Annotated in this window: 25 protein-coding genes; 3 read left to right on the top strand and 22 right to left on the bottom strand. The window is 50.6% G+C overall.

Going from position 1 to position 23,696, the window contains the following annotated elements; genetic code table 11:
- The first annotated feature begins 211 nt into the window (after window positions 1–211).
- Entirely contained in the window at window positions 212–616 is a 405-nt protein-coding gene (locus NST84_RS13605; protein ID WP_342566075.1) for a DUF4395 domain-containing protein, read from the top strand.
- Between the two features lie 27 nt (window positions 617–643).
- Here NST84_RS13605 and NST84_RS13600 read toward each other — a convergent pair whose 3' ends face one another.
- From NST84_RS13600 to NST84_RS13570, 7 genes are all read right to left on the bottom strand, one after another.
- Window positions 644–982 (bottom strand): DUF6054 family protein, encoded by a 339-nt coding sequence (locus NST84_RS13600; protein ID WP_342566074.1) that lies wholly within the window; start codon window positions 980–982, stop codon window positions 644–646.
- 49 nt (window positions 983–1,031) lie between these two features.
- Entirely contained in the window at window positions 1,032–1,568 is a 537-nt protein-coding gene (locus tag NST84_RS13595; RefSeq protein WP_342566073.1) for a hypothetical protein, read from the bottom strand.
- Window positions 1,569–1,642: 74 nt separating this feature from the next.
- Window positions 1,643–2,632: an ROK family protein gene (locus tag NST84_RS13590; protein WP_342566072.1), complete on the bottom strand. Its 990-nt coding sequence runs from the start codon at window positions 2,630–2,632 to the stop codon at window positions 1,643–1,645.
- Between the two features lie 196 nt (window positions 2,633–2,828).
- Window positions 2,829–3,614, bottom strand: coding sequence for an ABC-2 family transporter protein (locus NST84_RS13585; RefSeq protein WP_342566428.1), 786 nt, complete (start codon window positions 3,612–3,614; stop codon window positions 2,829–2,831).
- Between the two features lie 5 nt (window positions 3,615–3,619).
- Window positions 3,620–4,414 (bottom strand): ABC-2 family transporter protein, encoded by a 795-nt coding sequence (locus NST84_RS13580; RefSeq protein WP_342566427.1) that lies wholly within the window; start codon window positions 4,412–4,414, stop codon window positions 3,620–3,622.
- Window positions 4,415–4,457: 43 nt separating this feature from the next.
- Complete coding sequence (locus NST84_RS13575) at window positions 4,458–5,513, bottom strand: ABC transporter ATP-binding protein (RefSeq protein ID WP_342566071.1); 1,056 nt, start codon at window positions 5,511–5,513, stop codon at window positions 4,458–4,460.
- Between the two features lie 75 nt (window positions 5,514–5,588).
- On the bottom strand, window positions 5,589–6,371 hold the full coding sequence (locus NST84_RS13570; protein WP_342566070.1) for a GTP cyclohydrolase II: 783 nt from the start codon (window positions 6,369–6,371) through the stop codon (window positions 5,589–5,591).
- 161 nt (window positions 6,372–6,532) lie between these two features.
- Between NST84_RS13570 and NST84_RS13565 the strand changes: the two genes are divergently transcribed.
- Window positions 6,533–6,859, top strand: coding sequence for a helix-turn-helix domain-containing protein (locus tag NST84_RS13565; RefSeq protein ID WP_342566069.1), 327 nt, complete (start codon window positions 6,533–6,535; stop codon window positions 6,857–6,859).
- 228 nt (window positions 6,860–7,087) lie between these two features.
- Here the strand turns inward: NST84_RS13565 and nagE are convergent, their stop codons facing one another.
- The 5 genes from nagE to NST84_RS13540 form a co-directional block, all read right to left on the bottom strand.
- The gene (nagE, locus tag NST84_RS13560) at window positions 7,088–8,542 is read right to left on the bottom strand and encodes an N-acetylglucosamine-specific PTS transporter subunit IIBC (RefSeq protein WP_342566068.1); all 1,455 of its coding nucleotides are present in this window, start codon (window positions 8,540–8,542) and stop codon (window positions 7,088–7,090) included.
- Window positions 8,543–8,590: 48 nt separating this feature from the next.
- Complete coding sequence (locus NST84_RS13555) at window positions 8,591–9,097, bottom strand: PTS glucose transporter subunit IIA (protein WP_342566067.1); 507 nt, start codon at window positions 9,095–9,097, stop codon at window positions 8,591–8,593.
- Window positions 9,098–9,119: 22 nt separating this feature from the next.
- A complete protein-coding gene (locus NST84_RS13550) occupies window positions 9,120–9,986 on the bottom strand; it encodes a PRD domain-containing protein (RefSeq protein ID WP_342566066.1) in 867 nt (288 codons plus the stop codon).
- Between the two features lie 205 nt (window positions 9,987–10,191).
- Complete coding sequence (locus NST84_RS13545) at window positions 10,192–12,990, bottom strand: CHASE3 domain-containing protein (protein WP_342566065.1); 2,799 nt, start codon at window positions 12,988–12,990, stop codon at window positions 10,192–10,194.
- Window positions 12,991–13,081: 91 nt separating this feature from the next.
- Entirely contained in the window at window positions 13,082–13,462 is a 381-nt protein-coding gene (locus NST84_RS13540) for a DivIVA domain-containing protein (RefSeq protein WP_342566064.1), read from the bottom strand.
- A gap of 199 nt (window positions 13,463–13,661) precedes the next feature.
- On the opposite strand from NST84_RS13540, the gene NST84_RS13535 reads away from it, so the two are divergent.
- A complete protein-coding gene (locus tag NST84_RS13535) occupies window positions 13,662–14,231 on the top strand; it encodes a TraR/DksA C4-type zinc finger protein (RefSeq protein WP_342566063.1) in 570 nt (189 codons plus the stop codon).
- On the opposite strand, the gene NST84_RS13530 is transcribed toward NST84_RS13535, so the two are convergent.
- From NST84_RS13530 to NST84_RS13485, 10 genes are all read right to left on the bottom strand, one after another.
- Window positions 14,228–14,587 (bottom strand): helix-turn-helix transcriptional regulator, encoded by a 360-nt coding sequence (locus tag NST84_RS13530; protein WP_342566062.1) that lies wholly within the window; start codon window positions 14,585–14,587, stop codon window positions 14,228–14,230. The genes NST84_RS13535 and NST84_RS13530 overlap by 4 nt on opposite strands.
- Window positions 14,588–15,442: 855 nt before the next feature.
- Entirely contained in the window at window positions 15,443–16,102 is a 660-nt protein-coding gene (locus NST84_RS13525; protein WP_342566061.1) for a general stress protein, read from the bottom strand.
- 569 nt (window positions 16,103–16,671) lie between these two features.
- A complete protein-coding gene (hrpB, locus tag NST84_RS13520) occupies window positions 16,672–19,167 on the bottom strand; it encodes an ATP-dependent helicase HrpB (protein ID WP_342566060.1) in 2,496 nt (831 codons plus the stop codon).
- A 101-nt stretch (window positions 19,168–19,268) separates the two neighbouring features.
- Window positions 19,269–19,508 carry a class I SAM-dependent methyltransferase gene (locus tag NST84_RS13515; protein ID WP_342566059.1) on the bottom strand — a complete coding sequence of 80 codons (240 nt, stop codon included), beginning with the start codon at window positions 19,506–19,508 and terminating at the stop codon, window positions 19,269–19,271.
- Window positions 19,509–19,626: 118 nt separating this feature from the next.
- The gene (locus tag NST84_RS13510; RefSeq protein WP_342566058.1) at window positions 19,627–20,019 is read right to left on the bottom strand and encodes a DnaJ family domain-containing protein; all 393 of its coding nucleotides are present in this window, start codon (window positions 20,017–20,019) and stop codon (window positions 19,627–19,629) included.
- A 30-nt stretch (window positions 20,020–20,049) separates the two neighbouring features.
- Complete coding sequence (locus tag NST84_RS13505) at window positions 20,050–20,394, bottom strand: DUF1801 domain-containing protein (protein ID WP_342566057.1); 345 nt, start codon at window positions 20,392–20,394, stop codon at window positions 20,050–20,052.
- 164 nt (window positions 20,395–20,558) lie between these two features.
- Window positions 20,559–21,368, bottom strand: a complete 810-nt coding sequence (locus NST84_RS13500) for an SDR family NAD(P)-dependent oxidoreductase (protein ID WP_342566056.1) — start codon at window positions 21,366–21,368, stop codon at window positions 20,559–20,561.
- A gap of 64 nt (window positions 21,369–21,432) precedes the next feature.
- Window positions 21,433–21,678, bottom strand: a complete 246-nt coding sequence (locus tag NST84_RS13495; protein ID WP_342566055.1) for a hypothetical protein — start codon at window positions 21,676–21,678, stop codon at window positions 21,433–21,435.
- Window positions 21,679–21,832: 154 nt separating this feature from the next.
- On the bottom strand, window positions 21,833–22,699 hold the full coding sequence (locus NST84_RS13490; protein WP_342566054.1) for a transglutaminase family protein: 867 nt from the start codon (window positions 22,697–22,699) through the stop codon (window positions 21,833–21,835).
- Window positions 22,696–23,655, bottom strand: a complete 960-nt coding sequence (locus NST84_RS13485) for an alpha-E domain-containing protein (protein ID WP_342566053.1) — start codon at window positions 23,653–23,655, stop codon at window positions 22,696–22,698. The genes NST84_RS13490 and NST84_RS13485 overlap by 4 nt, the downstream gene beginning before the upstream one ends.
- Between the last annotated feature and the right edge of the window lie 41 nt (window positions 23,656–23,696).

The raw sequence follows: 23,696 nt of genomic DNA, 5'->3' as shown, positions 1-23,696 counted from the left end.
CTATATAATAAAACCATAAATTTGAACGATCTGTCAACAGCAAAATATTTCAATATTAAAATTTATTCGTCCGTTTACACAATATATTAGCGATCTCAACAGGTTTTACATTGCCACTCCATTCGGGATCAAGTATAATTACACTATTCCCATAAGAAAGGTGTGGTTTGGTGTGACAGAAACAGCTAAGCCCATAGGAATTCCCAGACCCTTGGTCAAAACCAATCAGGCTTTTATCGTTATTTCCGTTCTGTTGACCTGGTTAACAGGTGCTCACTGGATTCTTGCATTGCCGCTGGCTGCCGGCCTGTCCGGTCTATTGTTCGGTTACAACCCGGTCATTAAGCTGGCTGGACAATTCCTCCGCAAGGAACGCTCGTCCTATCTGCAGGAGGACTGGGATCAGCAGCAGTTCAACCAGAGTATCGCTGTTTTCTGTCTGGCAGGCGGATTAATTAGTTACCTTGCCGGATGGACCTTCGCATCTGCTATTTTCACTGCAATGGTAGCTGTTGCCGCAAGAGTGGCCCTCCTCGGCTTTTGCATAGGCTGCTTTATCCATTACCAATGGAAAATGTATACGTACAGACGCAAACAGGCAGCATCGCACAAATAAACCCGTGCCCATGCTGCCTGTCTTTTTTTACTCAATCGTATAATCGGACAGAATCTTCGCTACGGATGAGGCGAAGCTTTTGCCTGCGCCCCAGTCCACTTTAAAAATCATACTGTTCGAGCTCCCCGCTGAAATCAGTCTGATGTTGCATATGCCCTGCAGATTATCCGCTATGATTACAAGTGCACCTTGATTCCCGGAGCGGAGATAGTATCGTTCATAGACCAATGTTCCTATCATCCGTCCGTCACCAAGGCTGTTCAGTTCTTCATGCAACAGTTCGGCATTCGAACTCATCCCATCTTTAATCAGTGTCATAGCAACAGCCGGATTTACTGTTACATTTAATTGAAATTTATCCGCCACTTCTGATCACTCTCCCCAAAGTAACCTGGTTATGGACTGTCTGCGCTGCCTACTCTTCCCGCACGGCCCCGGCAACATCCCAGCGATGGCTGAATTTCGTTAGGCGCGGGTGAAGCTGCTGAGGTGCCGCTGACAGAATCAGGCGCAGTTTGACAATCCACTCCTCAAAAGAAGAATACGAAGCGAACTGGTTAGCTGTTTCAGGTGTCAGGTACAAAAAATAAGGCGGCGAATACACTTCGCTGATATGTCGGAGCGCGGTATCGAGCGGGGTGTACTTTTTCCGCTTGCCTTCGAGTGTCTCGATGGTGATAAAGGTGCGACCCTGATCTCTTTTCCACTCGTGCAGCCGGTCTTCACGCTTGTAGTAGGAACGGACCGGCTCTTTGCTCATCCGTCTCACCGTTTCCTCATGCAGCGGGTACAGCACCAGCTTGGTGAATTTGCGTTCTGACGCTATATTAGCTGCTTCTTCAAGCTCCTGATCGGAGATATGCTCAAATGAATCGTAGAAAATCAAAGTCCCTTTGCGTTCCTTGGCCGGCGGCTCGTAGCCGTAAGGCACATGCTGAATGTCCCGTTTCATGGTTACCCTCCTGCATATTCTTTGCTTACAGCATAACATGCCGGGGCTTTGATTCAAAAATTCCGCCACTATAACTATATGGTTTTGTTCACAATCTCACTGCCAAATCGCTGCTGCGCATACGCCGCTGCACCTAAGGTACCTGCCCTGCTGCCCAGCTCTGCCTGTACAATGTCACAGCTGCCGCCCGACAGCTTCAAAGCATGCGCGCTTACCGTTTCGCGGACGCTCTGCAGCAGACGGTCCCCGGCCGCAGCCATGCCGCCCCCTATAATAATCCGCTCCGGGTTGAGCAGATTAATAACATTAGCCAGACCGAAGCCCAGCAGCTCACCCGTTTCGTGCATAACCTCTACTGCCAGGGGATCAGCCAGATCATAAGCCTCCGAGATCATTTTAGCCGTAATAACCTCTTCAGCGCCGCCCGTCCACTCCTGAATGATGCTCTCTCTTCCGGCCGCAAGCTTTTCCTTGAAGGTATTTACCATGCCTACAGCAGAGACGTAGCGCCCCAGACAGCCTGAGCTGCCGCAGCGGCAGGGACGCCCTTGTCTAAACATGTTCATATGCCCGATTTCACCGGCGCTGAACGTTGTGCCATACAGCACCTTGCCGTCATGGACAATGCCCGAGCCAAGGCCTGTCCCCAGCGTCAGCAGCACCAGATTGCTGCAGTCCCGTCCGGCTCCATGCAGCCACTCTCCGTACAGATTTACCCGCACATCATTGTCAATAAAGACAGGAAAGCAGTAATGCTGCTTCATTTCGTTTACAACATGCACCTGCTCCCAGCCGGGAAAGTTAGGAGAGAAGATTGACAGCCCCTCCTTCGGGTCCAGCAGACCCGGTACTCCCATGCCCATACAGGCAATCTCCTGAAGCGAGATGCCGTTATCAACTGTCAGCATGCTTACTGCCAGTCTGATCCTTTCAAGCACATGTGCCGGTCCGTTTGCCGCTTCTGTGGGAATAGACAGCTCCCGGACCGGCGCAAATTCAGCGTTATATAAACCTGCCTTGATATTCGTTCCGCCCAAATCAATGCCTATTGTATAAGTGTTCATCTCAGGTCAGCCCGTCCTTTTTTTTTTTGAAAAATAGCATATATGTATCACACTCATTATTATGGCCTTTAACTTTATCAGCCGTTAGTATTTTTATCGCATCCGGGTAGTATTTTCTGATGGTGTTAGCAGATATGTATACGCAAAAAACAGACGGATGATCTCTCATCCGCCTGCCTTGCAATAACCTATGCGTTTAGGAGCCGGCACCTTTATACCGTCTAACTCCGTAATTCCAGCTGAAAAGCCCGATAGCCAGGAACACAGCCCCGACAACCGGCGTTAGTATAGCCATTCCCCTCATCTCATCCCGCTGCAGGAACAAGGCTGCCGGATATATACCGACAAAGGCAAACGGTATAATCCAGGTAAGCAGTACCTGAATCGCCCGGTTGTAGATAGTCACGGGATAACGCCCGTAGTTCTGAATGTTGTACATCAGCGGCAGAATGCCGGTCGGCGCATCCGAATAGAATGACAAGGACGTCAATGCCGTATAAATCCCGGTATAGATCGCTACCGCACTGAGTGTAAGCACCAGAAGCGCAGGAATGGTCCACCACTCAAAAGGCAACCCCAGATTAGCGCCGCTGATCGCCATAATAATCAGGCCGATGAACGAGCCGATCAGGGACGGCGGGTCTACATTTTCCAGCAGGATCTGAAACAGGTTATGTGCCGGACGAGTCAGGACACGGTCCATCTCGCCTTTGACGATGTAGCGCTCACTGAAGTTCCACATATTCACGAAGCAGCTGAACACACCGAATGGAACCATAAAGAAGCCATAGACAAAGACTACCTCATTTTGATTCCAGCCGCCCAGACTTTCCGTATGCATAAAGATGACCATAATAAAGATAAAGTTCGTCGCCTGGAACAACAGATCCGAAATGACCTCCACCCAGAAATCAGCGCGGTAGGTTAACCGGGTCTTCATATAATTTTTGAGATATTCAAGTAATAATCCTAAATGATACATCAACCTTAACCCCCCTGCACGAACAGCCGCTTGCGCGCCGCATGATAAAGCCAGACAATCGGAATCAGCAGCACCAGGAACCAGAAGACCTGAATCCCAAGCACATTCCAAATGCCTACCCCTTGAACACGGCCCGTAAAGACGGAGCCCGGAAGGTATGTAATCGCCTGAAACGGCAATACATTCAGTACAGAGGACAACCAGCCCGGAAACAGGCTGATCGGAACGATCAGACCGGAGAACAGGTCGACGATAACCCGCTTCATACGCATGACACCTTCATTATTTTCCACAAAAAAAGCGCTCAGCCCTGTGATCACATTAATCTGTGAGCTGATCAGGAAGCTGAAAAAGAGCATCACGAGGAAGCCTGCCCAAGCGGCCGGCTCTGTCGGAAGCTGCACCGGAAAGAGCAGAATGGCCACGATCATCCCCGGAATCATCAGCATCAGGAAGCGGAACAGGCCTTCGCCGAGTCCCTGCATCATTTTGACCAGTACATAATTGTAAGGCCGGATGAACTGGATTGCGATGCTTCCGTCACGGATGTCTGTCGAAATCTCACGGTCCAGATTGTTAAAATAAAAGGCCCTCGCCATCCACGAAACGGCTACATAGGTGGTCATCTGCGCACTCGTAAAGCCGCCCAAGGATTCCCCGCCGCCGTAAATGGCTTTCCAGGTGAAGTAGTTAACCCCGATATTCAATGTGTAAATTAAAATGCCTGAATAGTAATTGACCCGGTAAGCCAGCATAGTCAGAAAACGGATGCGGATAAAATCAAAATAAGCACCGAGCAGCAGCAGCTTCCCTTTCTCCTGCGCAACGCCGGCCTCTAGAGATTTAGACATGTGCCGCCTCTTTCTCTTCCTGCAGTGCCGCGATTTTGTCCTCCGGTTTCTCTGCAGAGCCGGACTGATAGATGCTGCGTACAATCTCATCCGTATTGGTCTCGATAATTTTGATGTCGGTGATATCCGCCGACCCAACCACACGGGCCAGCACATCAGATACGTTCAGCTCAAGCGGAATCCATACCTTGGCTCCCAGCTCATTCTCTGCGGACCAGGTAACCGGCATCCCGTCTGTCCATTGCACCAGCTGAGCCAGCTTAGTAGCCGCTCCGAACTGGAACTGCACTTCACGCCCGGTTCCCCAGCGCTGCTTCAGCTCCTCAAGTCCGCCGTCATAAATAATACGTCCGTCATCCAGCATAATAACCCGTGAGCAAAGAGCTTCAATATCCTGCAAATCATGGGTTGTCAGCAGAATCGTTGTACCGTGCTCGCGGTTCATATCCTTGAGAAAATCGCGGATTTCGGACTTCACGACAATATCCAGACCAATGGTCGGCTCGTCCAGAAACAGGATAGACGGGTTGTGCAGCAGCGCAGCCACCAGCTCACAGCGCATCCGCTGGCCGAGACTCAGCTTGCGGACCGGACGGTTCAGCAGCTCCTGCAGCTCCAGCCGCTCTACCAGCTCGTCCAGGCGCTTTTTGAAATCATGCTCAGACACTCTGTACACCTTACGCAGCAGCTGAAAAGACTCAATAACTCCGATGTCCCACCACAGCTGGCTGCGCTGTCCGAATACGACACCGATATTCTGCACGAACTTCTCGCGTTCCATATAAGGAACAAATCCGCCTACAGATACTTTGCCTGATGTAGGAACCAGAATACCCGTAAGCATCTTGATCGTCGTCGATTTACCTGCCCCGTTCTCCCCGATGTAGCCGCAGATTTCACCTTCGGGAATCGTAAATGAAATATCCTTTACCGCAGTAACCTCGGAATACTGCCGTTTAAATAAATCAGCGAAGGCCCCTTTGAGGCCCTCGCGGTTTTTTTGGACTTTAAAGGTTTTGCGCAAGTCCTGCACTTCAATTGCATTCATAGAGTACCTCGCTAAGCTATAAGTTGGATTCAGTTCTTCATTATAATGTACAAAGCAGAAAAGAACTACCCCTCATTATTTAGCGACTCTTCCGTCAAAAAAATCTGCCGTCTTCACTGCCTCCAGATGACCGGAACGGGAAACCTTGGTCCGCAGGTACTTTTCGTTAAACACAGACACATCTCCCCATAGCGGAATCCGCTTCCCTGTGTTCATGCCCGCAGCCTTCAATGCTTCCAGCTTTTTCGGATTATTGGTAATCAGCGTAACAGGCTGGCTGCGCAGGTGCTGCAGAACGCTGATCGCGTCGCTATAGTCTCTGGAATCATCTACAAAGCCCAGTTCAAGGTTAGCCTCTACTGTATCAAAGCCTTCTTCCTGTAAAATGTAGGCCATCGCTTTGCTGAACAGTCCAATGCCTCTTCCTTCATGATTCGCCAGATAGAACAGCGCTCCAGAACCATGCTGCGCGATCATCTTCATCGACTGGCGGAGCTGGAAACCGCAATCACAACGCTTGCTGCCAAAGATATCCCCGGTATGGCAAATGCTGTGCATCCGGATCAGGGCCTCGTCCGATTGTTCAAAATCACCGTAGACCAGCACGCTCGACTGCTGCGAATCAGCAAGCTTCAGCGAGGTGAGCCGTGAGATTAACAGCTCAGTTGCTTCCTTGGTATCGCCCTGCTGCAGGTCTTCATCAGCCGCATTCAGCCAGCTGTACCATTTAAAAGTGATCGTTTCACCGTCCAGATTGACAGGTAAAGTAATAGGTCCGACCAGAATATTCGTTTTATCTCCATTAGTAATCCATTTGATTTTATTCTGCAATATAGAAATGATATCCGGTTTAATCATGAGTGCACCGTCCTAAAATTTAATTATTAAAATTTTCAGTAGTAACTATTTGTAAGTTAGTTTATCATTGTAATATAAGTTCGTCAAGTTATAATATATATTTAAATATTTATAATTACTTATTGTAAGTTTATGATATAATGAATGCAGAGGTGAACAAAATGAATGAGTTTGAGATGTGTCCCCGCTTCGAAAAAGCGGTAGATGTGCTCAGCAAACGCTGGGTCGCCCTGATTGTTTTTGTCCTGATGCAGGGCCCCCGCCGGTTTGGTGAGATTGAAGGCTGCCTGGCCAATCTTAGCGGTAAAGTATTATCCGACCGGCTAAAGGAAATGGAGAACGAGGGTATTATCCAGCGGACCGTATATCCTGAAATGCCGGTGCGTATTGAATATTCCCTCACTGCCAAAGGCAACGCCCTTGCTCCTATTCTTGGTGAGATCAGCAGCTGGTCTTCGGAATGGATTGAGCTGGGAGTGAAGCAGTGACCGCCGCCCTGTATGCAGATAATCGCCCTTTTTGAACCGGATTCCGGCTCAAAAGGGCGATTATTTGTGTGTTGAACTATCCAGGAACCCTGTGTACCGACTCCTTAACCCGTATAATACCAAGTATTACACTCGGTATTATGAATATTGCAATAGTTCTGACAAAAAAGCAGGGTCAGATTTTTCATCTGCCCTGCTCTACTGCCATTATAAACGTTCTATACACCGTTACATCAGCTTTTTAATATCATCCTTAATCTGCTCCGATTGCGGGCCGAATACGATTTGTACCGCGCCCTGTCCGAGCCGCATAACCCCGGAAGCTCCAAGCTGCTTCAGCGCCGCATCCTTAACCGCTTTATCATCGGCTACATTCAGCCGCAGCCGGGTAATACAGGCATCTATAGTACGGATGTTTGCAGGTCCGCCGATATTCTCCAGAATCTTTGCTGCTCTGGAGGATGCCGATACAGTACCTTTTCCAACAGCAACCTCCTGCAGGTCATCTTCAACATCATCTTCCCGCCCCGGTGTCTTCAGATTAAACTTCACGATAATGAAGCGGAACAATACATAATAAAGGACGAAGAAGGCAAGCCCTACCGGAATTAGAATCCAGGCATTTGTGGACGACTTCAGGTTCACCAGATAGTCAATCAGACCGGCCGAGAAACCGAAACCAAGCTTCACATCAAGTACATACATCAGCAATCCGGCAAGACCCGTCAATACTGCATGCACTACATACAGTACCGGTGCAACGAACATGAACGAGAATTCAAGCGGCTCGGTAATCCCTGTCAGGAAGGATGCGATTGCCGAACCGATAAAGATAGAAGCAACGAGCTTGCGCTTATCCGGCTTAGCTGTATGAATGAAGGCTAATGCCGCACCCGGAAGGGCGAACATCATAATCGGGAAAAAGCCTGTCATGAACATACCGGCCGTTTTATCTCCGGCAAAGAAGCGGGTAAGGTCACCGTGCACAATTTCGCCTGCCGCATTGGTGAAGTCACCAATCTGGAACCAGGCAATCGTGTTAATGACGTGATGCAGCCCGATCGGAATCAGCAGACGGTTCGCCGTACCAAAGACAAATGCGCCAATTGCGCCAAGGCCGACCACCCAGTTCCCGAAATCGCTTATTACATCCTGTATAGGGCTCCAGACCATTCCGATGAATACAGCGAGCACCATCATGGAAGCTGCAGTAATAATCGGCACAAACCGCTTACCGGCGAAGAAGCCGAGCCAGTCAGGCATTTTGATATTGTGGTATTTCTTATACAGGAATGCAGCCCATGCTCCGGCAAAAATCCCGCCAAGCACGCCCATGTTCAGCACTACATCATCGTTAATAAAGGAGAACTGCAAGGGCACAATTTCCAGTACATTTTGAAGCACCATGTAGGCTATAAGCGCGGATAGTGCAGCAACTGCGTCGCCGGCAAAACCGATCGCCACCCCGATTGCGAAGATCAGCGCCAGATTTCCAAAGATCGCATTCGCACCCGCATTCAGGAAAGGAGCTACATACTGGTTCAGAAACCCTCCGACCGCGCTGCCCAGATGCAGATCCTTTTCATAATTAATCAGCCCGAACCCCTGCAGAATTGCAGCCGCCGGCATTGTCGCAACCGGAAGCATCAAAGACTTGCCTAACTTCTGTAGAAAAGCCAACATAATACTATCATCCCCTCAGTTTCATAATAGATACCGCCCTATGCACTGTTACTGTGAAGCTACTTTCAGGATCAGATCTTTTCCCGCCGCGACCTGTCCGTGCAGACACTCCACCACCGGAGCCTTCTCTTCCATACTCGTAACGATCACTGGTGAAATGGTCGCACAGCCTGCAGCACGTATTTTCTCAAGATCAAATTCAATCAATAACTGTCCGGCCCTGACACTGTCCCCGGAGGCAACATGACTCTGAAATCCGCTGCCCTTCAGGCTGACCGTATCAATGCCGATATGTAGCAGCAGCTGCAGTCCGGAAGCGTGTTCAATAATCAGCGCATGGCTTGATTTCACAATATGGGCAATCCTGCCGTCAAAAGGTGCAAACAGCTTCCCTTCTGCCGGTTCAATGGCAATTCCGCTGCCCATGTGCCCGCCGGCAAAGGTATCATCCGGCACGCTGCCCAGGGGAACCGTCTGCCCGCTTATGGGTGCTGTAATTTCAATCATTTGTACAGTATGCTGCTCTTCTTTTTTGGATTTCCATCTGGAAAACATCCGCACCACTCCTCTCAGCCTGCTATTTATTTTTCTCTATGGTCTGGAACAGCCGGTGCAGGTGCATGGCCAGGAAGCATAGCTCCTCCTCCGGAACCTGAACCTCCAGTCTGTTCTGAATGACTTTTCCCAGCTTCTGTGCCAGCTTGTATTCCGTCTTGTACTCTTTCTTAATATGCTTTACGAAGGGATTATCAATTAGCGAGCCCTGCAGGATCCGTTCCAGCGAAAACCGCAGATGGATCATCAGCCGCACATGATTCATGCTTCCGTGCTCAAACGTAATCTTCTGCTCCGCACGGATCAGGCCCAGCAGCTCATTGACCATATTCGATACTTTCACCAGCTGACCTACGGGCACATTGCTGACCGCTGAATAGACATGATAAGTCAGAAATCCGACTTCATCTTCCGGAATTTGTACATTGAATTCGGCACTGATCTTTTCAGCCGCTTTGAAAGCGATCTCAAATTCTTTGGGGAACGTCATTTTGGTTTCCTGCAAAAAGGGATTGATAATATCCATACCGCTGCGCAAACGGTAAATGGTGAACTGGATATGGCTCGGGAGTGCCAGATATATCTTGTCGTTTAACTTGCCGGGAAATTGACTGGTGATATCCCCGATAATCTCATCGGTAATTTTCATTACTTTGTGATCGATATCTTCCAGCAGGATCTGATACTGGCCCCATTCCTCCCGGTCTTCCAGGCGAAACAGCTTCTCAATCCGCCGGTCATCCATTTCAATTACTCCGGTGTCCTTTACCGCAAAGCCAATGCCTTTGCCGATAATGACGTATTCCTTGCCGTTCCTGCTTCCCTGAACCATAACTACATTATTTCCGATCACCCGCTGCACTAGAAAGTGCTCGATTTCCTGCGACAAGCTCTCCCTCCTCCCCCTGATCTTCAGAAATTCGGCAACAAAAAAAGCCAAGAACCGCCTCATATAGAATGAAGACAATCCTTGGCTCATGCCCTTAAAAGGTAACACGCCGTTTGTTATAAATGATCATTTATGAACTAATCATAAATCATAGTCCCGGTTTTCGTCAATGGTAATTTTAGAAAAGTCAAGCCGGGCGTTTAGACTATGTATCCTGGGGGCGGATCAGCCTGCACATCCGTGTAACGACATCCTGCATAACTAACGGTTTGCTAATAAAATCAGAAGCTCCGGCTGCAAGGCATTTCTCCCTGTCTTCCTTCATGGTCTTGGCTGAGACAGCAATTATTGGAAGATCCTGCAGAAGCAGCTCCTCGCGGATGATGGAGAGCGTATCATAGCCGTCCAGGTTCGGCATCATAATATCCAGCAGTACAATATCGATCTCAGGATGCTCTCTGACAGCCTGCAGGCATTCATAACCATTCTGTGCCGTCAGAACGTTCATCTGATAAGGAATCAGGCCATTCTCCAGGGCGTAAATATTACGCTGATCATCATCCACAATCAGTACAGTCCGGCCCTGCAGCCTGGCGTATTCTTTTTCAAATAACATGCGGTCATTCAAAACCTGCTCCTGCTTGTATGTCTCCGCTTCATTACGCTCACTTGTCGCTGCTGCAGGATACCATGACCTCAGCGGAATCTGCGAAAGATCAGACTCCTCCTGCAGGTACGGAAGATACAAGGTGAACGTGCTGCCTTTCCCTTCCTCGCTCTGCAGTGTAATATATCCGCCAAGCAGCTTGGCCAGCTGGAGGGAAATGGACAAGCCCAGCCCCGTACCGCCGAATTTACGGGCAGTTGTGCCGTCGGCCTGTCTGAATGCTTCAAATATCAGCTCCCGGTTAGCTTCCGATATGCCAATCCCCGTATCGGTAACCGCAAAAGCCACCATCTGCTGCGGCTCACTGTCCGCCTCATCAGGCTGATATTCAGTACAGCTGATTTGTACCCGTACAGACCCCTGCTCGGTAAATTTAAAGGCATTGGACAGCAGATTACGCAGAATCTGATGCATCCGCATTTCATCGGTAAAGAAAAGATCCGGCACTTTATCGTCCAGATGTACTGAATACTCCAGTTTCTGCTTAGCTGCTGTTTTATCAAAATAACCGGAAAGCAGCGCCGGCAGCTCGGTAAGATTAACGGCATCCATCTCGACCAGCATTTTACCGGCTTCAACCTTGGAGAGATCCAGAATATCATTAATCATCGCCAGCAGATCACTCCCGGAGGAATGGATAACCGAGGCATATTCCAGCTCCTCTTCTGTTAACGAATGATTGCGGTTCTCAACGAGCAGCTGTGAGAGGATCAGCATGCTATTAAGCGGAGTGCGCAGCTCATGCGACATATTGGCCAGAAATTCACTTTTGTAACGCGAACTAAGCTCCAGCTGCTTATTATACTTTTCCAGCTCAGCAGCTGCATTTTCGGCAACAGACTTCTGATTCTCCAGCTCCCTGTTCAGGTTCATCAATTCACTGGTGTGATTCTGCAGTTCTTCCGTCTGTACCTGAAGCTCCTCTGACTGCACCTGAAGCTCCTCAGATTGTACCTGAAGCTCCTCATTCATACTTTGGGACTCCTGGTAAAGGGACTGTACCTCCATCCGGGTTCTAACCGAATTGAGGGATACACCCAAAGCTTTGATCAGCTCATACAATAGCTCCACGTGGTGAGGTGCCCATTTGGTCAAGGAGGCGAACTCCACCACAGCCAGTGTCTTGTTATCAAAAAGTACCGGAGCAATGACAGCAAATCTTGGTGCAGTCCGGCCAAGCCCGGAATTAATGCTGATATAATCCTCGGGCAGATTGCCGACAAACATGACTTCCTTATCGACAGCACATTGTCCGATTAGTCCTTCGCCCGGACGTATCCGTGCAGCTCCGTAAGGAGTATCTGTATCCGCATCTGTTTTTCCGGCGTAGGAATACAATCTTTTGAAAGCATCCTCTTTATCGAGGACATAAATGGCCCCGTATTGAATCTCAAAGGTTGTTGCCAGTTTGTTCACAAAAGTCCGGCTCATAACCGCAAGATCCGTCGTTTCCTGCAAAATAATCGAGGTTGAAGCAAGCTGCTCCGAACACCACTGGTCCACCTGTACCTTATCGAGCAATCTGTTCGTTGCTTCGCCAAGATCATAGACTTCATCCATCGTTTTGGCTTTGATCCGCTCGGACATATTGCCACCGTCAGCGATGCTGTTAATAGCCTGTATTACATGCTGCAACGGCTTCACGATACTTAAAGAGAGCAGGTAGGTAATAAGTAAAGCCAGCAGTGCCACCAATGCCCACAAAATGTACATTGTAGTGATCAGCTTCTGATTGCTGTCCTTCAGTCTGGTAATCCGGTCATTGGTCAGCTGGCGCTCATTATCGCGGAAATTATCCGACTGTGTGCGGATCGAATCAAGCACCGACTTGCCGGAATCATTCTGGAAATACACCGCGACCTCTTCATCCCGTCCGCTCTGCTTCAGCTGAACCACGTACTGTCCGGCTTCCTGAATCCATTTTTCAATATCACGTCTAATGCTTTCGAGGTTAACTATCTGGACAGGATTATCGGTTATAAGGGCCTTAAGCTTGGAGTAATTAACAGTCCACTCGGACAGCCCGTTGTTAAAAGGCTCCAGGTAGCTGGAGTTTCCAGTGAGCGCATAACCCCTTTGTCCCGTTTCCATATCCAGCACATTCTTTTCAATCCGGTATGTAAGCTCGTGTACTTCAATATCATGATCACTTAAATAAACCGTCTCTTTCTCCAGATCAGTGATCCTGCTGGAGACAATAACAAGAAACAGACCCAGCATAACAAGAATTACAACATAGCCGGTGGCTATTTTGCCGCTTATCTTCAAACTTCTAGGCTGCTTAGTAAGCACAAGTTCAACCTCCACCCTGACAGGATATGATTCTATCCATTTCATTGTAAACGATGAAAACAGCGTCAAACAAGCATTTGCCTGCTGACGCTGGTACTCATATTAAAAAGATTGCGGGTGGACCTGCAGATTATTATTAATATTTCTCTATACGCGGAATTCTGTCCTTTAACTGGCGCAGATTGCCCTCCAGCCTGATCACAATTTCCTCAAGATCCTGCGGGTCAATTCCCCGGATTACAGGCGCCGGGGCAGCAGCAGCCAGATTCTGCTCCTTCAAATCACGCAGCTCCAGCTGCTGCTCCTGCCATTTATCCATCAGATCGGCTATTGTGGCATAAAAACGTTCGTAGTCCTTAATCACGCTATCCAAAAAAGTATCCACCTCTTCAGCATCGTAACCGCGGAGCTTCATGCTGAATTCCTTCTCATGTATGGTGAGTGCATCGAGAGTAATACCGAGTTGGCTAAACAGCTTTCTTTGTTTATCCAGTCTGCGTTTCATATGTTCGTCCATTGCTGTGACCTCCATGCTTTGTCTATGTTCTTTGGCAGTAATCATTATATCAGGCGGAAAGCGGGTTGAAAATATCACTAAAGTTGCACTTTCCCGCTTCACAGCTCCCGCTGATTCCCGCTGATTGCCTGTTCGATGAATAGGGTAAGGAAGATTACGACAATAAAACTACCCTAAATGCCGAAAGGAAGATCAAACTATGAGCCACTTAACAGATCAACAGCTGGCTACGCTCAAAAAAGCGCTGGAAGAGCGCAGACAGGAGCTGGAGCAGCATTTTGCAGATAATGATGAAGAAAACAGCCTGCTTGGCGATTCGCTCCGGGTATCGACCGGAGAATTGTCGACTGTTGACAACCACCCTGCGGATTCAGGCACCGAAGCCTTTGAAAGAAGCCGTGATCTTGGTATTAATAATGCGCTCAGAGATGAGCTGGAAGATATTGAAGCTGCGCTGCAGCGGATGGAAGATGGTACCTACGGGATCTGCGTCATCAGCAATGAGGAAATCCCCTATGAACGCCTCGAGGCCATTCCATATACGCCATACGCCGTAGAGCATGTACCAGGACGCGGCTCAGCAGACGACCGCCCGGTTGAAGAGCAGGTAATGACCCCTCCGCCTTCCGGAGCCGGCGAGAACCGTCAGGAGCATAGCGGAAGATTCGATGATGCTGACGCCTGGGAAGCCGTAGAAGATTACGGCAGTGCAAGCTCACCGGTACCGCTTCCCGGCCAGGATGTCGACGATCAGGATTCCCGCGATTAATAATTATCTGCGACCGCTTTGTTTAGGATGCCTAAACAGCGGTCCAGATCTGTTTTCACTTGTTTTTTGTACAGCTTGGCTTTCTCCTCCCCGTCTGCCGTGAAGTGATAAAGGACGATTTCCTGAAAATCGACCTTGGGATCATTCCCCTTGAGCTGCTTGGTACGGTACAAAATCCCTTGCTGCACCAGCTCATGCAGGGCACGGTATACCTCACTCTGGGGAGGCGAATAGCCGTGGGCTTTGAAATCCCTCCTTAAATCCTCCAGCATCTGATAGCCATATCCCTTATGCTGCTCCACCAACGTAATCAGATACACCTTAATAAATGCCCGCTGGGCGATCATAAAAGCCATGCTATCCCTCCTGTTACTCATCCGCCAACGCTATAACGTTAGCCAGATTAATTAACTCTAGTATATCGTCTATTTCTCTATTTTCATAATTTGAAATTGTCGGGTTGTATGCTGAGGAAAACTTGGGCTGTTGAGTCATTACTTGAGTGGTCCAGTGACTATTAGAGCGGTTGAGTGACTATTAGAGCGGTTGAGTATTAGTCGGGCTAAGATCTTTCACTTTTTCCTGGTTGGCGGTTGCTTGGGTGGGTGACTGTGTGCTGTAGCGGTATGGATGCGGGGTGTACGTGGAAAGGGTCAATGATCTTTTATTGTGAATTTTTCATATGTTGAATTATGAATTTAATAGAATAAGGAGGTTAAAAAGCACGAGTACTAGCGGTAGGCTACATTAGCTCGGGTTGGGTTTGGGGGATAGGAATTTGTCGGGATGACCTTTGGGGAAAAGCTGAAAGATGAGCTGCCCGGCCTGTTCCTCATTGAGCTTCATTAATCCTTGATTCCTTGTTGCGTGGAGCAAACAGAAAATGAAAGAGCCCTACGAATGAAGAGTCCAGTGAATGAAAAAGCTCAGCGAAAAAATTTCTCTGTTCTGTTCTATCAATGGCTTTTATTGGAATAAAATATTGCATGAACCGTTATTATGAATTTTTCACATGTTTAAATACTAGAATCAAAAAAAAAATTGCGGATGCAATAGACAAATCTTTTCCGGAAAAGAGCAGCGGTTTAAAAAAGAACAGACTGCATCCCGGTTAAGATCCCGAAAATGCAGTCTTGTTACTATCTTCTATTCATTTGGCTGAGCGGTTTGGCCGGTCTCCAGCCCTGAATTACATTATAATAAGATTCCGGTTACATCCGGTTACGGTTGTAAAGATCCGGGTCGCTGCCGGCATTCATTGAACCTCTGTTGCCCAGCGTGTTGCCTACTGCTGTATCATCTGGTGTGAGATCAGGGTTAGTAGCCCCTCTGTCAGCCAGCGTGTCTCTTGTAGTATCGGCATTATAAATAGTGTCATAACGGCTGGCGTTCAATGAACGGTTACCGCGGAAGATATCATGAATGTCATGCCCTCTGCCGTTATCATCGACCAGAACGAGGATTTTCCCGTTGTCGACATAACCTTCATATTCACGCGCTTCTTCCTCCGGAATGCCCAGTCCAATCAGACCGCCGACAAGTCCGCCCGCTCCTGCACCGATAGCTGCACCTGTCAGTGTAGCCACAATCGGTCCGGCTGCGAGAATCGGTCCAATACCAGGTATGGCCAGCGCTCCGATTCCGGCAAGCAATCCTGCAACCCCGCCGACTACGCCGCCTGTTGCTGCTCCGGTTGCTACACCTTCCGGTGCCATAGTACCTGTATCTTCAGAAATGCTTTGTAATTCATCACGGTCCCGGGTAATAATTGAAATTTCATCGTTGCTGATACCCTTGCTCTGCAGATCTTCAATTGCTCTGGTTGCTTCTTGTTCCGTATCAAAGATTCCTACGATTTTTTTGGTAGTCACTTGAAGCCCTCCTTTGTAATTGTCGTTCGCTACATTATTACCCTTTAAACGAGCGGTCAAACAATACACGGGAGCGGGATAACATTTATAAGGGGGCTACATAGAGAGAACCTGCAGTTCTACTATTATTACTATTGATATCCTGTGTGGCTGTGTCTACAGAGAATATTTGGACTTCCGGCCGCTTTCCTTAGCTTAAATTTATAGGTTCAAGCTATCTAGTTGGATTTTCGGCACTTAATTCCTGTGTTTTCCCGCTTTTGCGGCCGCTAGTTGGAAAAACGCCACTTAATTCAGGCCATTTACCGCTATGAGAGCAATTTCGGCGAAACTAAGTGACGTTTTTCCATTTAGTTGTCCACTTAAAGGGTTTCCCGGAGAATTAGATAGCAAATTTCCACTTAGCATATTGATTCGATCGAGTTTTTACCATGAGGGAGGGCAGTTGCTCCAGAAAAACAGAATGGTTGCACTACCAGCCGCTTCTATGTCCTTACCCATACTAATCATTTACTCTAATCGCAGCTGAATTCTGCAGATGCTTTAGCTGTTGAAATCATCTCTACAGATTATTTATTCTTTGGCCGTGTCCGGCTGGTAGCCTCCGCCTGCAGGGGATCATCGGGCCAGTAGTGCTTGGGGTAACGTCCTTTGAGATCCTTTTTAACCTCAAAATAAGTGCTGCGCCAGAAGCTGCCCAAATCTGCGGTGACCTGCATCGGCCGTCTTGCCGGCGAGAGCAGGTGGAGCAGCACGGGGACTTGTCCCATTCCGATCCGCGGCGTATCCACCTGGCCGAACATCTCCTGCAATCTTACCGCTAATACAGGCGAGCCAGGATTGCTGTAGTCAAGCGGCACGCGTGACCCGCTGGGTACCGTAATATGTGTCGGCGCTTCACGGTCAAGCGTCTGCCGGCTGTTCCAGTCCAGCATCCCTTCCAGCGCTTTGGACAGCGGCAGACGCTGCAGGTCCCGCAGATTGCGCATACCCTGCAGATATGGGCGCAGCCATTCGTCCAGGGTCGCCAGCAATGCTTCATCAGAGACATCGGGCCAGTCCTTCCTGACCGCGTGCATAAAAGCCATCCGCTGACGCAGCTGCGCCGATCCTTTTTCCCACGGCAGCATATCCAATCCTTCATCAGCAATAACGGATAGCAATACTTCCTCAATTTCGTCCGCATCCGGCCGCTCATGTGTCGTTTCTTTTAATACCAGTGCACCGAACATCGTCCGGCGGTGCGCCTTCACGCTTCCGCTTTCTTTGTCCCAGAAGACAGCCCGTTCTTCGGTCAGGCTGTCTGCGTGATGCTTGAGCAGCTCTCCCTCTGGCAGGTCAGCCGCCAGCAGAATCCGTCCCTGCCCGGCGCGGTCATCCACGCCGGCGGCAACGATGTAGGCCGAGCGGGCCAGCGGCTGCCCCTCGGCCAACGCCGCCCCCCGGCCGCCGGACAGCAGAAACGCGCCGTCGCCGCGTTTCTGCCCTACCCGGTCAGGGTAGGCGAACGACAACAGCAGGCCTATGCGGCTGAGGTCGCCGGGCACTGCCCCCGGCGCTGCCTTCAGCTGCGCCAGGAGATTCCGGCTCTCGCGCTGCACCGCGCGCAGAGCCGCCGGGTCCGCGCTCCCGCTCACGCCGGAGCGCTCAAAGGCAAGCAGCGCCTCCACGCGTAGCGTGATGTCGCTGCCCTGGCCTGCGGGACCCTTGAACAGGTCCCGCTCCTGCAGCAGCGCCGCCAGCCGGCAGGCAAGCGGCGCTTCGCCAAGCAGAGCCGCGCGCAGCAGCATATGCGCGGCGCGCGGGTGTGCGCCAAGTGCGGCCATGCTGCGGCCGTGCGGCGTAATGGCGCCGCCGGCGTCCAGCGCGCCGAGCTGGCGCAGCAGCGCCGTGCCCTGCGCGTAAGGCGCAGCGGGCGGCGGGTCCAGCCAAGGCAGCGCGGCGGGACCCGGCACGCCCCACAGTGCCAGCTCCAGGGCGAGCTGCGCCAGATCGGCCTCGAGCATTTCCGGCACATTGTCGTCCGGCAGCCGGGCATGCTCCTCCCTGCTCCAGAGCCTGTAGCAGACTCCGGGCGCTGTCCGGCCTGCCCGGCCGCGCCGCTGGTCGGCCGATGCCTTGGAGACCGGCACGGTCGTGAGCCGCGGCATCCCCGTGCGCGGCGAAAACACCTGGGTGCGCCGCAGGCCGGTATCGATTACCGTGCGCACCCCTTCAATCGTCAGGCTCGTCTCGGCAATCGAGGTCGCCAGCACAACCTTACGCTGGCCGGGCACAGCGGGAGCCACCGCAGCATCCTGCTGCGCCTGCGGGAGCTGGCCATACAGCGGCCGCAGGACTGTGCCCGCCGGCAGGCTGCCGCCGTCAAGCTCGCGCTGCGTCCGGCGGATCTCCCGCTCTCCCGGCAGGAACACCAGCACATCGCCCGGCTGCTCAGCCAGGGCACGGCGTACAGCAGAGGCTGCAGCTTGTTCGAGCACCGCACCGTCCCCGCCAGGCGCATAAACCGTCTCTACCGGGAATGTCCTCCCCGGGCAATCCACGATGGCTGCTCCGCCGAGCAAAGCCGATACCCGCTCCGCATCCAGCGTAGCCGACATGATCAGAATCCGCAGATCATCCCGCAGCACGGTCTGTGCCTCAAGGGCCAGCGCCAGGCCAAGATCGGCATGGAGGCTCCGCTCATGGAATTCGTCAAAAATAACCAGCCCTGTATCGCCCAGTGACGGATCACTCTGTAGCATCCGCGTCAGGACACCTTCGGTAACGACGGTAATACGTGTATGTCTGCTTACTTTACTGTCCATCCGCATCCGGTAGCCGACAGTCTGCCCTACTTGTTCTCCAAGGCAGGCAGCCATATATACAGCTGCCGAGCGGGCAGCCAGTCTTCTCGGCTCCAGCATTAATATGGTTTTGCCCGCCATCCAAGGCTCGTCCAGAAAAGCAGGCGGCGTTCCCGTCGTCTTCCCTGCACCAGGCTCGGCGATCAGCACGGCAGCCGTGTTATTGCTTAATATTTGTTTTAGATCAGGAAGCACCTGCATAATCGGAAGCTGTTTCATTTGGTATCTCCATAACTGTGTCTGTCTTATGTGCACTCTGATTGATTCACCAGTCGCTTTTTATAGCATGGGCGAAACGGGCCGGGATTTCAAGCAGTTCCTCAGGAATTCTCCAGTTTTGTGCTGCAGGCCTGCTTCAGCTGATGATATTTACTGCCGCCAGAATCCGCGGAAAACTTCTTCCGACAAAACGGGATTTCAAGAGCCGTAACCTCACAGCCTGGCAGTCTGTGAACCAGCTGTTCAGTTACGAAACCGGGGCCGCTCCCCACTTCCAGCACACTCATACCGCTGCGCAGACCATACCACTGCAGATTACGGAATTCTTTTTCCCAGCCCATGACAGCCTGCATTCTTAACCGTTCAAGCTCAGTTTGAAAGCCTGTAGTTTACGCTTCCTATATTATAAGTAGAATTACGGTCCTGCATCAGTCACCAACATATATTCCTGACACGCTACTAATCGTCCTCACCTGACAGCCGCTGACGGATCTGCTCCCCGTATTCCGTAAAAATGCTGCTGTTTTCCAGACCGCGTTCTCGTAAAAGCTGCTGCAGACGCATTTTTTTTACAGACAGCTTGGATTCAAGCGATTTCTGTTCAGCAGAATCCGCATTGCCGCTGCGGCGGCAGGCTGCCAGCAGTTCCTCCAAAGTCACACACTCCGCCCGCAGCGTCAGCTCTTCCGGCAGAACCCCGGCATTTTTCATAATCTTGAATGACATCCGCAGCTCCTCCGGAACACCTGACAGGTCTTCCAGCTCCAGCGGCTTGCCATGCCCCGGCAAATCTGCAAACTCACCGTTTCTCATCGCTTCCTGAATCCGCTGTTCCGCCAGCCATGACAGCATCGCCTCATCCCCTCTCCCTTTATAATATCCCTACAGCTCAGCCGAAGCCTGCTTCAGCAGGTCTGCAAACAGCCCATAATCAGCCGGTTTCCCCTCCAGCAGCCTGGCTGTGATCCGTTCCGGTTTTCCGGGTTCGAATACGCCCTCCGGCACTTCCAGTTCCGCCGCATTAAATATAGTAAAGGTGACCCACCCCTTCGCAGTTGTGATAACCGCGGCATACTTGCCATTTTTGAGAAAATGCGGCTTGCCGTATTGTATGCGCTCCTGCACATCTGGAATAGAGTCATGAACCAGCTGGCGGAGCCTGTTGCATATCTCAATCTGCCAAGGCTGCTTTACACTATTAATAAAGTCTGTCACATCCTGATTCATATGATCATCCTCCGGATTCGTTTCGTTATATGCACAGATTTTACCATAACTTGTCCAGTTTACAACCCTGCAGACCACAAACAGCCTTACCCCGGGTTTCATGAACCCGAAGTAAGGCTGCCTCTTAATATTTCTGTTTATCAATCCGTACTGGTGTATCCTGATTAGCTTAACAGTGACTCTGCACCGTCAATCACAATCTGCGCTCCGGTAATATGAATGGATTCATCGGAAGCAAGGAATGATACGAGATCCGCGACATTCTCCGGCTTACCCGGGCCGTCCGCCAATGGCTGGGCTCCTTCCGGGAACTCAATCGGGATAACGATCTCCTCTACATCCTCATTGAATTCGGTAGATTCATCAATGTTTGTCGAGATCGCACCCGGACAGATGACGTTGACGCGGATTTTGAATTTGGCCAGCTCCAGTGCAGCCATTTTGGCAAAAGCCACCTGCCCCGCTTTGGTTGTACTATACGGCGACCAGCCGAAGCTCGTAAACCGGGTATTTCCGTTAATCGAGCTTGTGATGATGATGCTGCCCTTGCCTTTTGCCTTGAGATGCGGAATGGTATATTTGAGCGTCAAAAAAGTACCTGTCAGGTTGACGTTAATCGTATTCTGCCAGTCACTGAGGCTGAGCTCCTCAATCGGCCCGACCACACCGTTAATGCCCGCATTGGCAAATACAATATCCAGGCTGCCAAAATGCTCAATTGTTCTGCGTACCGCTTCCTCCATCCGTTCTGCATCAGAAGTATCAACATCAATGGCCAGTGCGCAATCCTTACGCAGCTTGTTCAGCTTCTGCTCCAGCACCGATGTGCGTTCATTAACCAGGTCAAAAAGAGCGACATTGGCGCCTTCGCGCGCCATCTGGATCGCTGCCGCCCTGCCGATTCCAGAGCCCGCACCTGTAATAATGGCTGTTTTCCCGACAAACCGCTGTTTTTTAGCTATATTTGGGCTCATATGCACTCTCTCCTTCCACATCATCCATATTCGTGATTCTGTTTCAAGATTACCCAATTGCGGCTTAATTATAATCACCCTTGTGCAAATTTTGCACAAATTTTGTGCAACTGTTGCTCACATGGGCATGCACTGCTGGCATATTGCCTTTTTGCTCACGGCTCATTCCGCCTGCTTCGGCGAAATCAAAGGCATTTTTGCTCTTCATTTCGCCCTTTCCGCCTACTTCGGCGAAATCAGAGGCATTTTTGCTCTTCATTTCGCTCATTCCGCCTGCTTCGGCGAAATCAGAGGCATTTTTGCCTTTCACCGGGTCTTACCCGCCTATCCCCAACTCTAAAAAGCCCCACAGCGTGGGGCTTTTTATTGGAGAGGGACAGCAGCTTCTTAGCTTAATATTAACCGATAAGCTCCATATCTTTTACCTATTATGTCCTTCCGCAACCCTGTCTCATCCTCTACCCTCAGCTGTCCAGCTTGCGCACATCCACCTTAACACTGAGTGTCCCGGCACCGCCGCGGTAAACGCCTTTTACCGGTACAATATCCTTGTAATCCCGGCCGTGGCCCAGCTTGATATAGCGCCAGTTGACTTCGGCATTGTTGGTCGGATCGAAGCCCAGCCAGCCTGTTCCGGGAATATGCGTTTCAACCCAGGCATGCGAGGCCTGTTCAAAATCGGCGTTTCCGCCCTGCAGATCACCCACGAAATGGTATCCGCTGACATACCGTGAAGGAAGCCCGACACTGCGGCAGACGGCGATCATCAGATGGGCATAATCCTGGCAGACGCCGCGCTTGAGCTTGAGCGCTTTTTTGACGGTAGTATTCACACTTGTCGCTTCGGGATCATAGGTAAACTGTTCATAGATAGTCGAGGACAGCTTTTTGGTCCAGGCGTACATATCATCCGCTTCATGAAAAGGGTGCTGCGACGCAAACTCCACCAGCTCCGGAGTAACCTCCGTGAAACGGGTTGGCAGAATGAACTCAATGTACCGGTTCTGGAACTTTTCATCGTTCAGCAGCTTAACCTGGTCTTCGAGCGGGATATGCGGCAGGTTAACACCTTGTGCTTTATCCAGTGTCACCACAGTCGCTTTGGTATGAATCACCATCTCCGTATGCGGCTTGTTCACGGAATAGGCATGTACCCGGTTGCCGAAAAAATCCTCATATGTCAAAAGATTAGCCGCCGGAGTCACCTCCACCTCATGATGGTAGCAGGACTGCCGGTAGTTGGTGCGCGGAGTCAGCCTGATTTCATTGACACTGTCCGTAACCGGCTCGGGATAGGAATAGGTTGTGGTGTGATTGATCTGGATTTTCATACATAGGCTCCTTCGCGGCGAAAAAAGGCGCCCTCCATTGTCTTGCCTAACCGCTGGCAGGAGAGCATCAGGGAATGTAGAACATCATCTACGAGATCGCCTGACATCTCCTCTTTTTCCATATAATCCAGCTCCGCCTTAATCTTGCCGGCCTGACGAATCACCTTCTCATGTCCTGAGCCCTTCTCCGAAGAATCCAGCTCCAGTCTGGCCAGATGCTCCTCCAGCTTATGGAACGAGAAGCGCACTGAGCGCGGGAACCGGGCATTGACGATCATGAATTCCAGAATGCACTCCGCTGACATATCATCGGCGTAATAACGGCGGAAGGCCTGATAACCGCTGACTGATTTCAGTACAGCCTGCAGCTGGGTATAGATGGTGCTGTTCTCTTTGTCTTTGCACGATACCGTAACAGCCTGCAGAATCCGCGTCGTATTCTCGGCCCGTTCCAGAAACCGCCCGCTCTCAATGAAATGCCATTCATTTCCCCGGAGCATCACCGATTGCTCAGCGCCAAGGAACATAGCCGCACGCTCCTTGACCTGCTGGTAAAATGGATGCGGGCCGCTCATAATATCCGCGACCGACTGCTCGCCGAGCCAAAGATTAAAGCCGTTGACGATGTCCCACAGCTCACTCGGCAGATGCTGGCGCAGTGTGCGCAGATTATTGCGCGCCTGGTGCACACACGAGAATAAAGAATTGGCATTGCCCAGATCCAGAGTGATAAAAGACAGCACATCCTGTTCAGCAAAACTCTCAAACTGCTTGAGGTACTCATTTCTGACCCCTAATGCATCAATCAGCCTCGACCATTTGTGGCCTTCAGACTGGAAGTCCTCTTCCTGCTGAATATGATAGTGGACATCAATCAGCCGCGCATGGTTCTCTGCCCGTTCAATGTACCTTCCGATCCAAAACAAAGCCTCCGCATTGCGATTCAGCATCGTCATCACTCCTCCACCTAACATTTTGATGCCGCACTTGGTTCAGC

It is taken from the genome of Paenibacillus sp. FSL R7-0345 (assembly GCF_038595055.1).
GTDB lineage: Bacteria > Bacillota > Bacilli > Paenibacillales > Paenibacillaceae > Paenibacillus_AQ.
Note: the sequence above shows the minus strand (reverse complement) of the source record. Positions and strands in the feature narration are given on the sequence as shown.

Excerpts from the sequence above, each read along its gene's own strand:
- NST84_RS13595 (WP_342566073.1), bottom strand. The coding sequence starts at position 1,568 with ATGAAACGGGACATTCAGCATGTGCCTTACGGCTACGAGCCGCCGGCC.
- NST84_RS13590 (WP_342566072.1), bottom strand. The coding sequence starts at position 2,632 with ATGAACACTTATACAATAGGCATTGATTTGGGCGGAACGAATATCAAG.
- NST84_RS13585 (WP_342566428.1), bottom strand. The coding sequence starts at position 3,614 with ATGTATCATTTAGGATTATTACTTGAATATCTCAAAAATTATATGAAG.
- NST84_RS13575 (WP_342566071.1), bottom strand. The coding sequence starts at position 5,513 with ATGAATGCAATTGAAGTGCAGGACTTGCGCAAAACCTTTAAAGTCCAA.
- NST84_RS13570 (WP_342566070.1), bottom strand. The coding sequence starts at position 6,371 with ATGATTAAACCGGATATCATTTCTATATTGCAGAATAAAATCAAATGG.
- NST84_RS13565 (WP_342566069.1), top strand. The coding sequence starts at position 6,533 with ATGAATGAGTTTGAGATGTGTCCCCGCTTCGAAAAAGCGGTAGATGTG.
- nagE (WP_342566068.1), bottom strand. The coding sequence starts at position 8,542 with ATGTTGGCTTTTCTACAGAAGTTAGGCAAGTCTTTGATGCTTCCGGTT.
- NST84_RS13555 (WP_342566067.1), bottom strand. The coding sequence starts at position 9,097 with ATGTTTTCCAGATGGAAATCCAAAAAAGAAGAGCAGCATACTGTACAA.
- NST84_RS13545 (WP_342566065.1), bottom strand. The coding sequence starts at position 12,990 with ATGAAATGGATAGAATCATATCCTGTCAGGGTGGAGGTTGAACTTGTG.
- NST84_RS13540 (WP_342566064.1), bottom strand. The coding sequence starts at position 13,462 with ATGGACGAACATATGAAACGCAGACTGGATAAACAAAGAAAGCTGTTT.
- NST84_RS13535 (WP_342566063.1), top strand. The coding sequence starts at position 13,662 with ATGAGCCACTTAACAGATCAACAGCTGGCTACGCTCAAAAAAGCGCTG.
- NST84_RS13530 (WP_342566062.1), bottom strand. The coding sequence starts at position 14,587 with ATGGCTTTTATGATCGCCCAGCGGGCATTTATTAAGGTGTATCTGATT.
- hrpB (WP_342566060.1), bottom strand. The coding sequence starts at position 19,167 with ATGAAACAGCTTCCGATTATGCAGGTGCTTCCTGATCTAAAACAAATA.
- NST84_RS13515 (WP_342566059.1), bottom strand. The coding sequence starts at position 19,508 with ATGGGCTGGGAAAAAGAATTCCGTAATCTGCAGTGGTATGGTCTGCGC.
- NST84_RS13510 (WP_342566058.1), bottom strand. The coding sequence starts at position 20,019 with ATGCTGTCATGGCTGGCGGAACAGCGGATTCAGGAAGCGATGAGAAAC.
- NST84_RS13505 (WP_342566057.1), bottom strand. The coding sequence starts at position 20,394 with ATGAATCAGGATGTGACAGACTTTATTAATAGTGTAAAGCAGCCTTGG.
- NST84_RS13500 (WP_342566056.1), bottom strand. The coding sequence starts at position 21,368 with ATGAGCCCAAATATAGCTAAAAAACAGCGGTTTGTCGGGAAAACAGCC.
- NST84_RS13490 (WP_342566054.1), bottom strand. The coding sequence starts at position 22,699 with ATGAAAATCCAGATCAATCACACCACAACCTATTCCTATCCCGAGCCG.
- NST84_RS13485 (WP_342566053.1), bottom strand. The coding sequence starts at position 23,655 with ATGACGATGCTGAATCGCAATGCGGAGGCTTTGTTTTGGATCGGAAGG.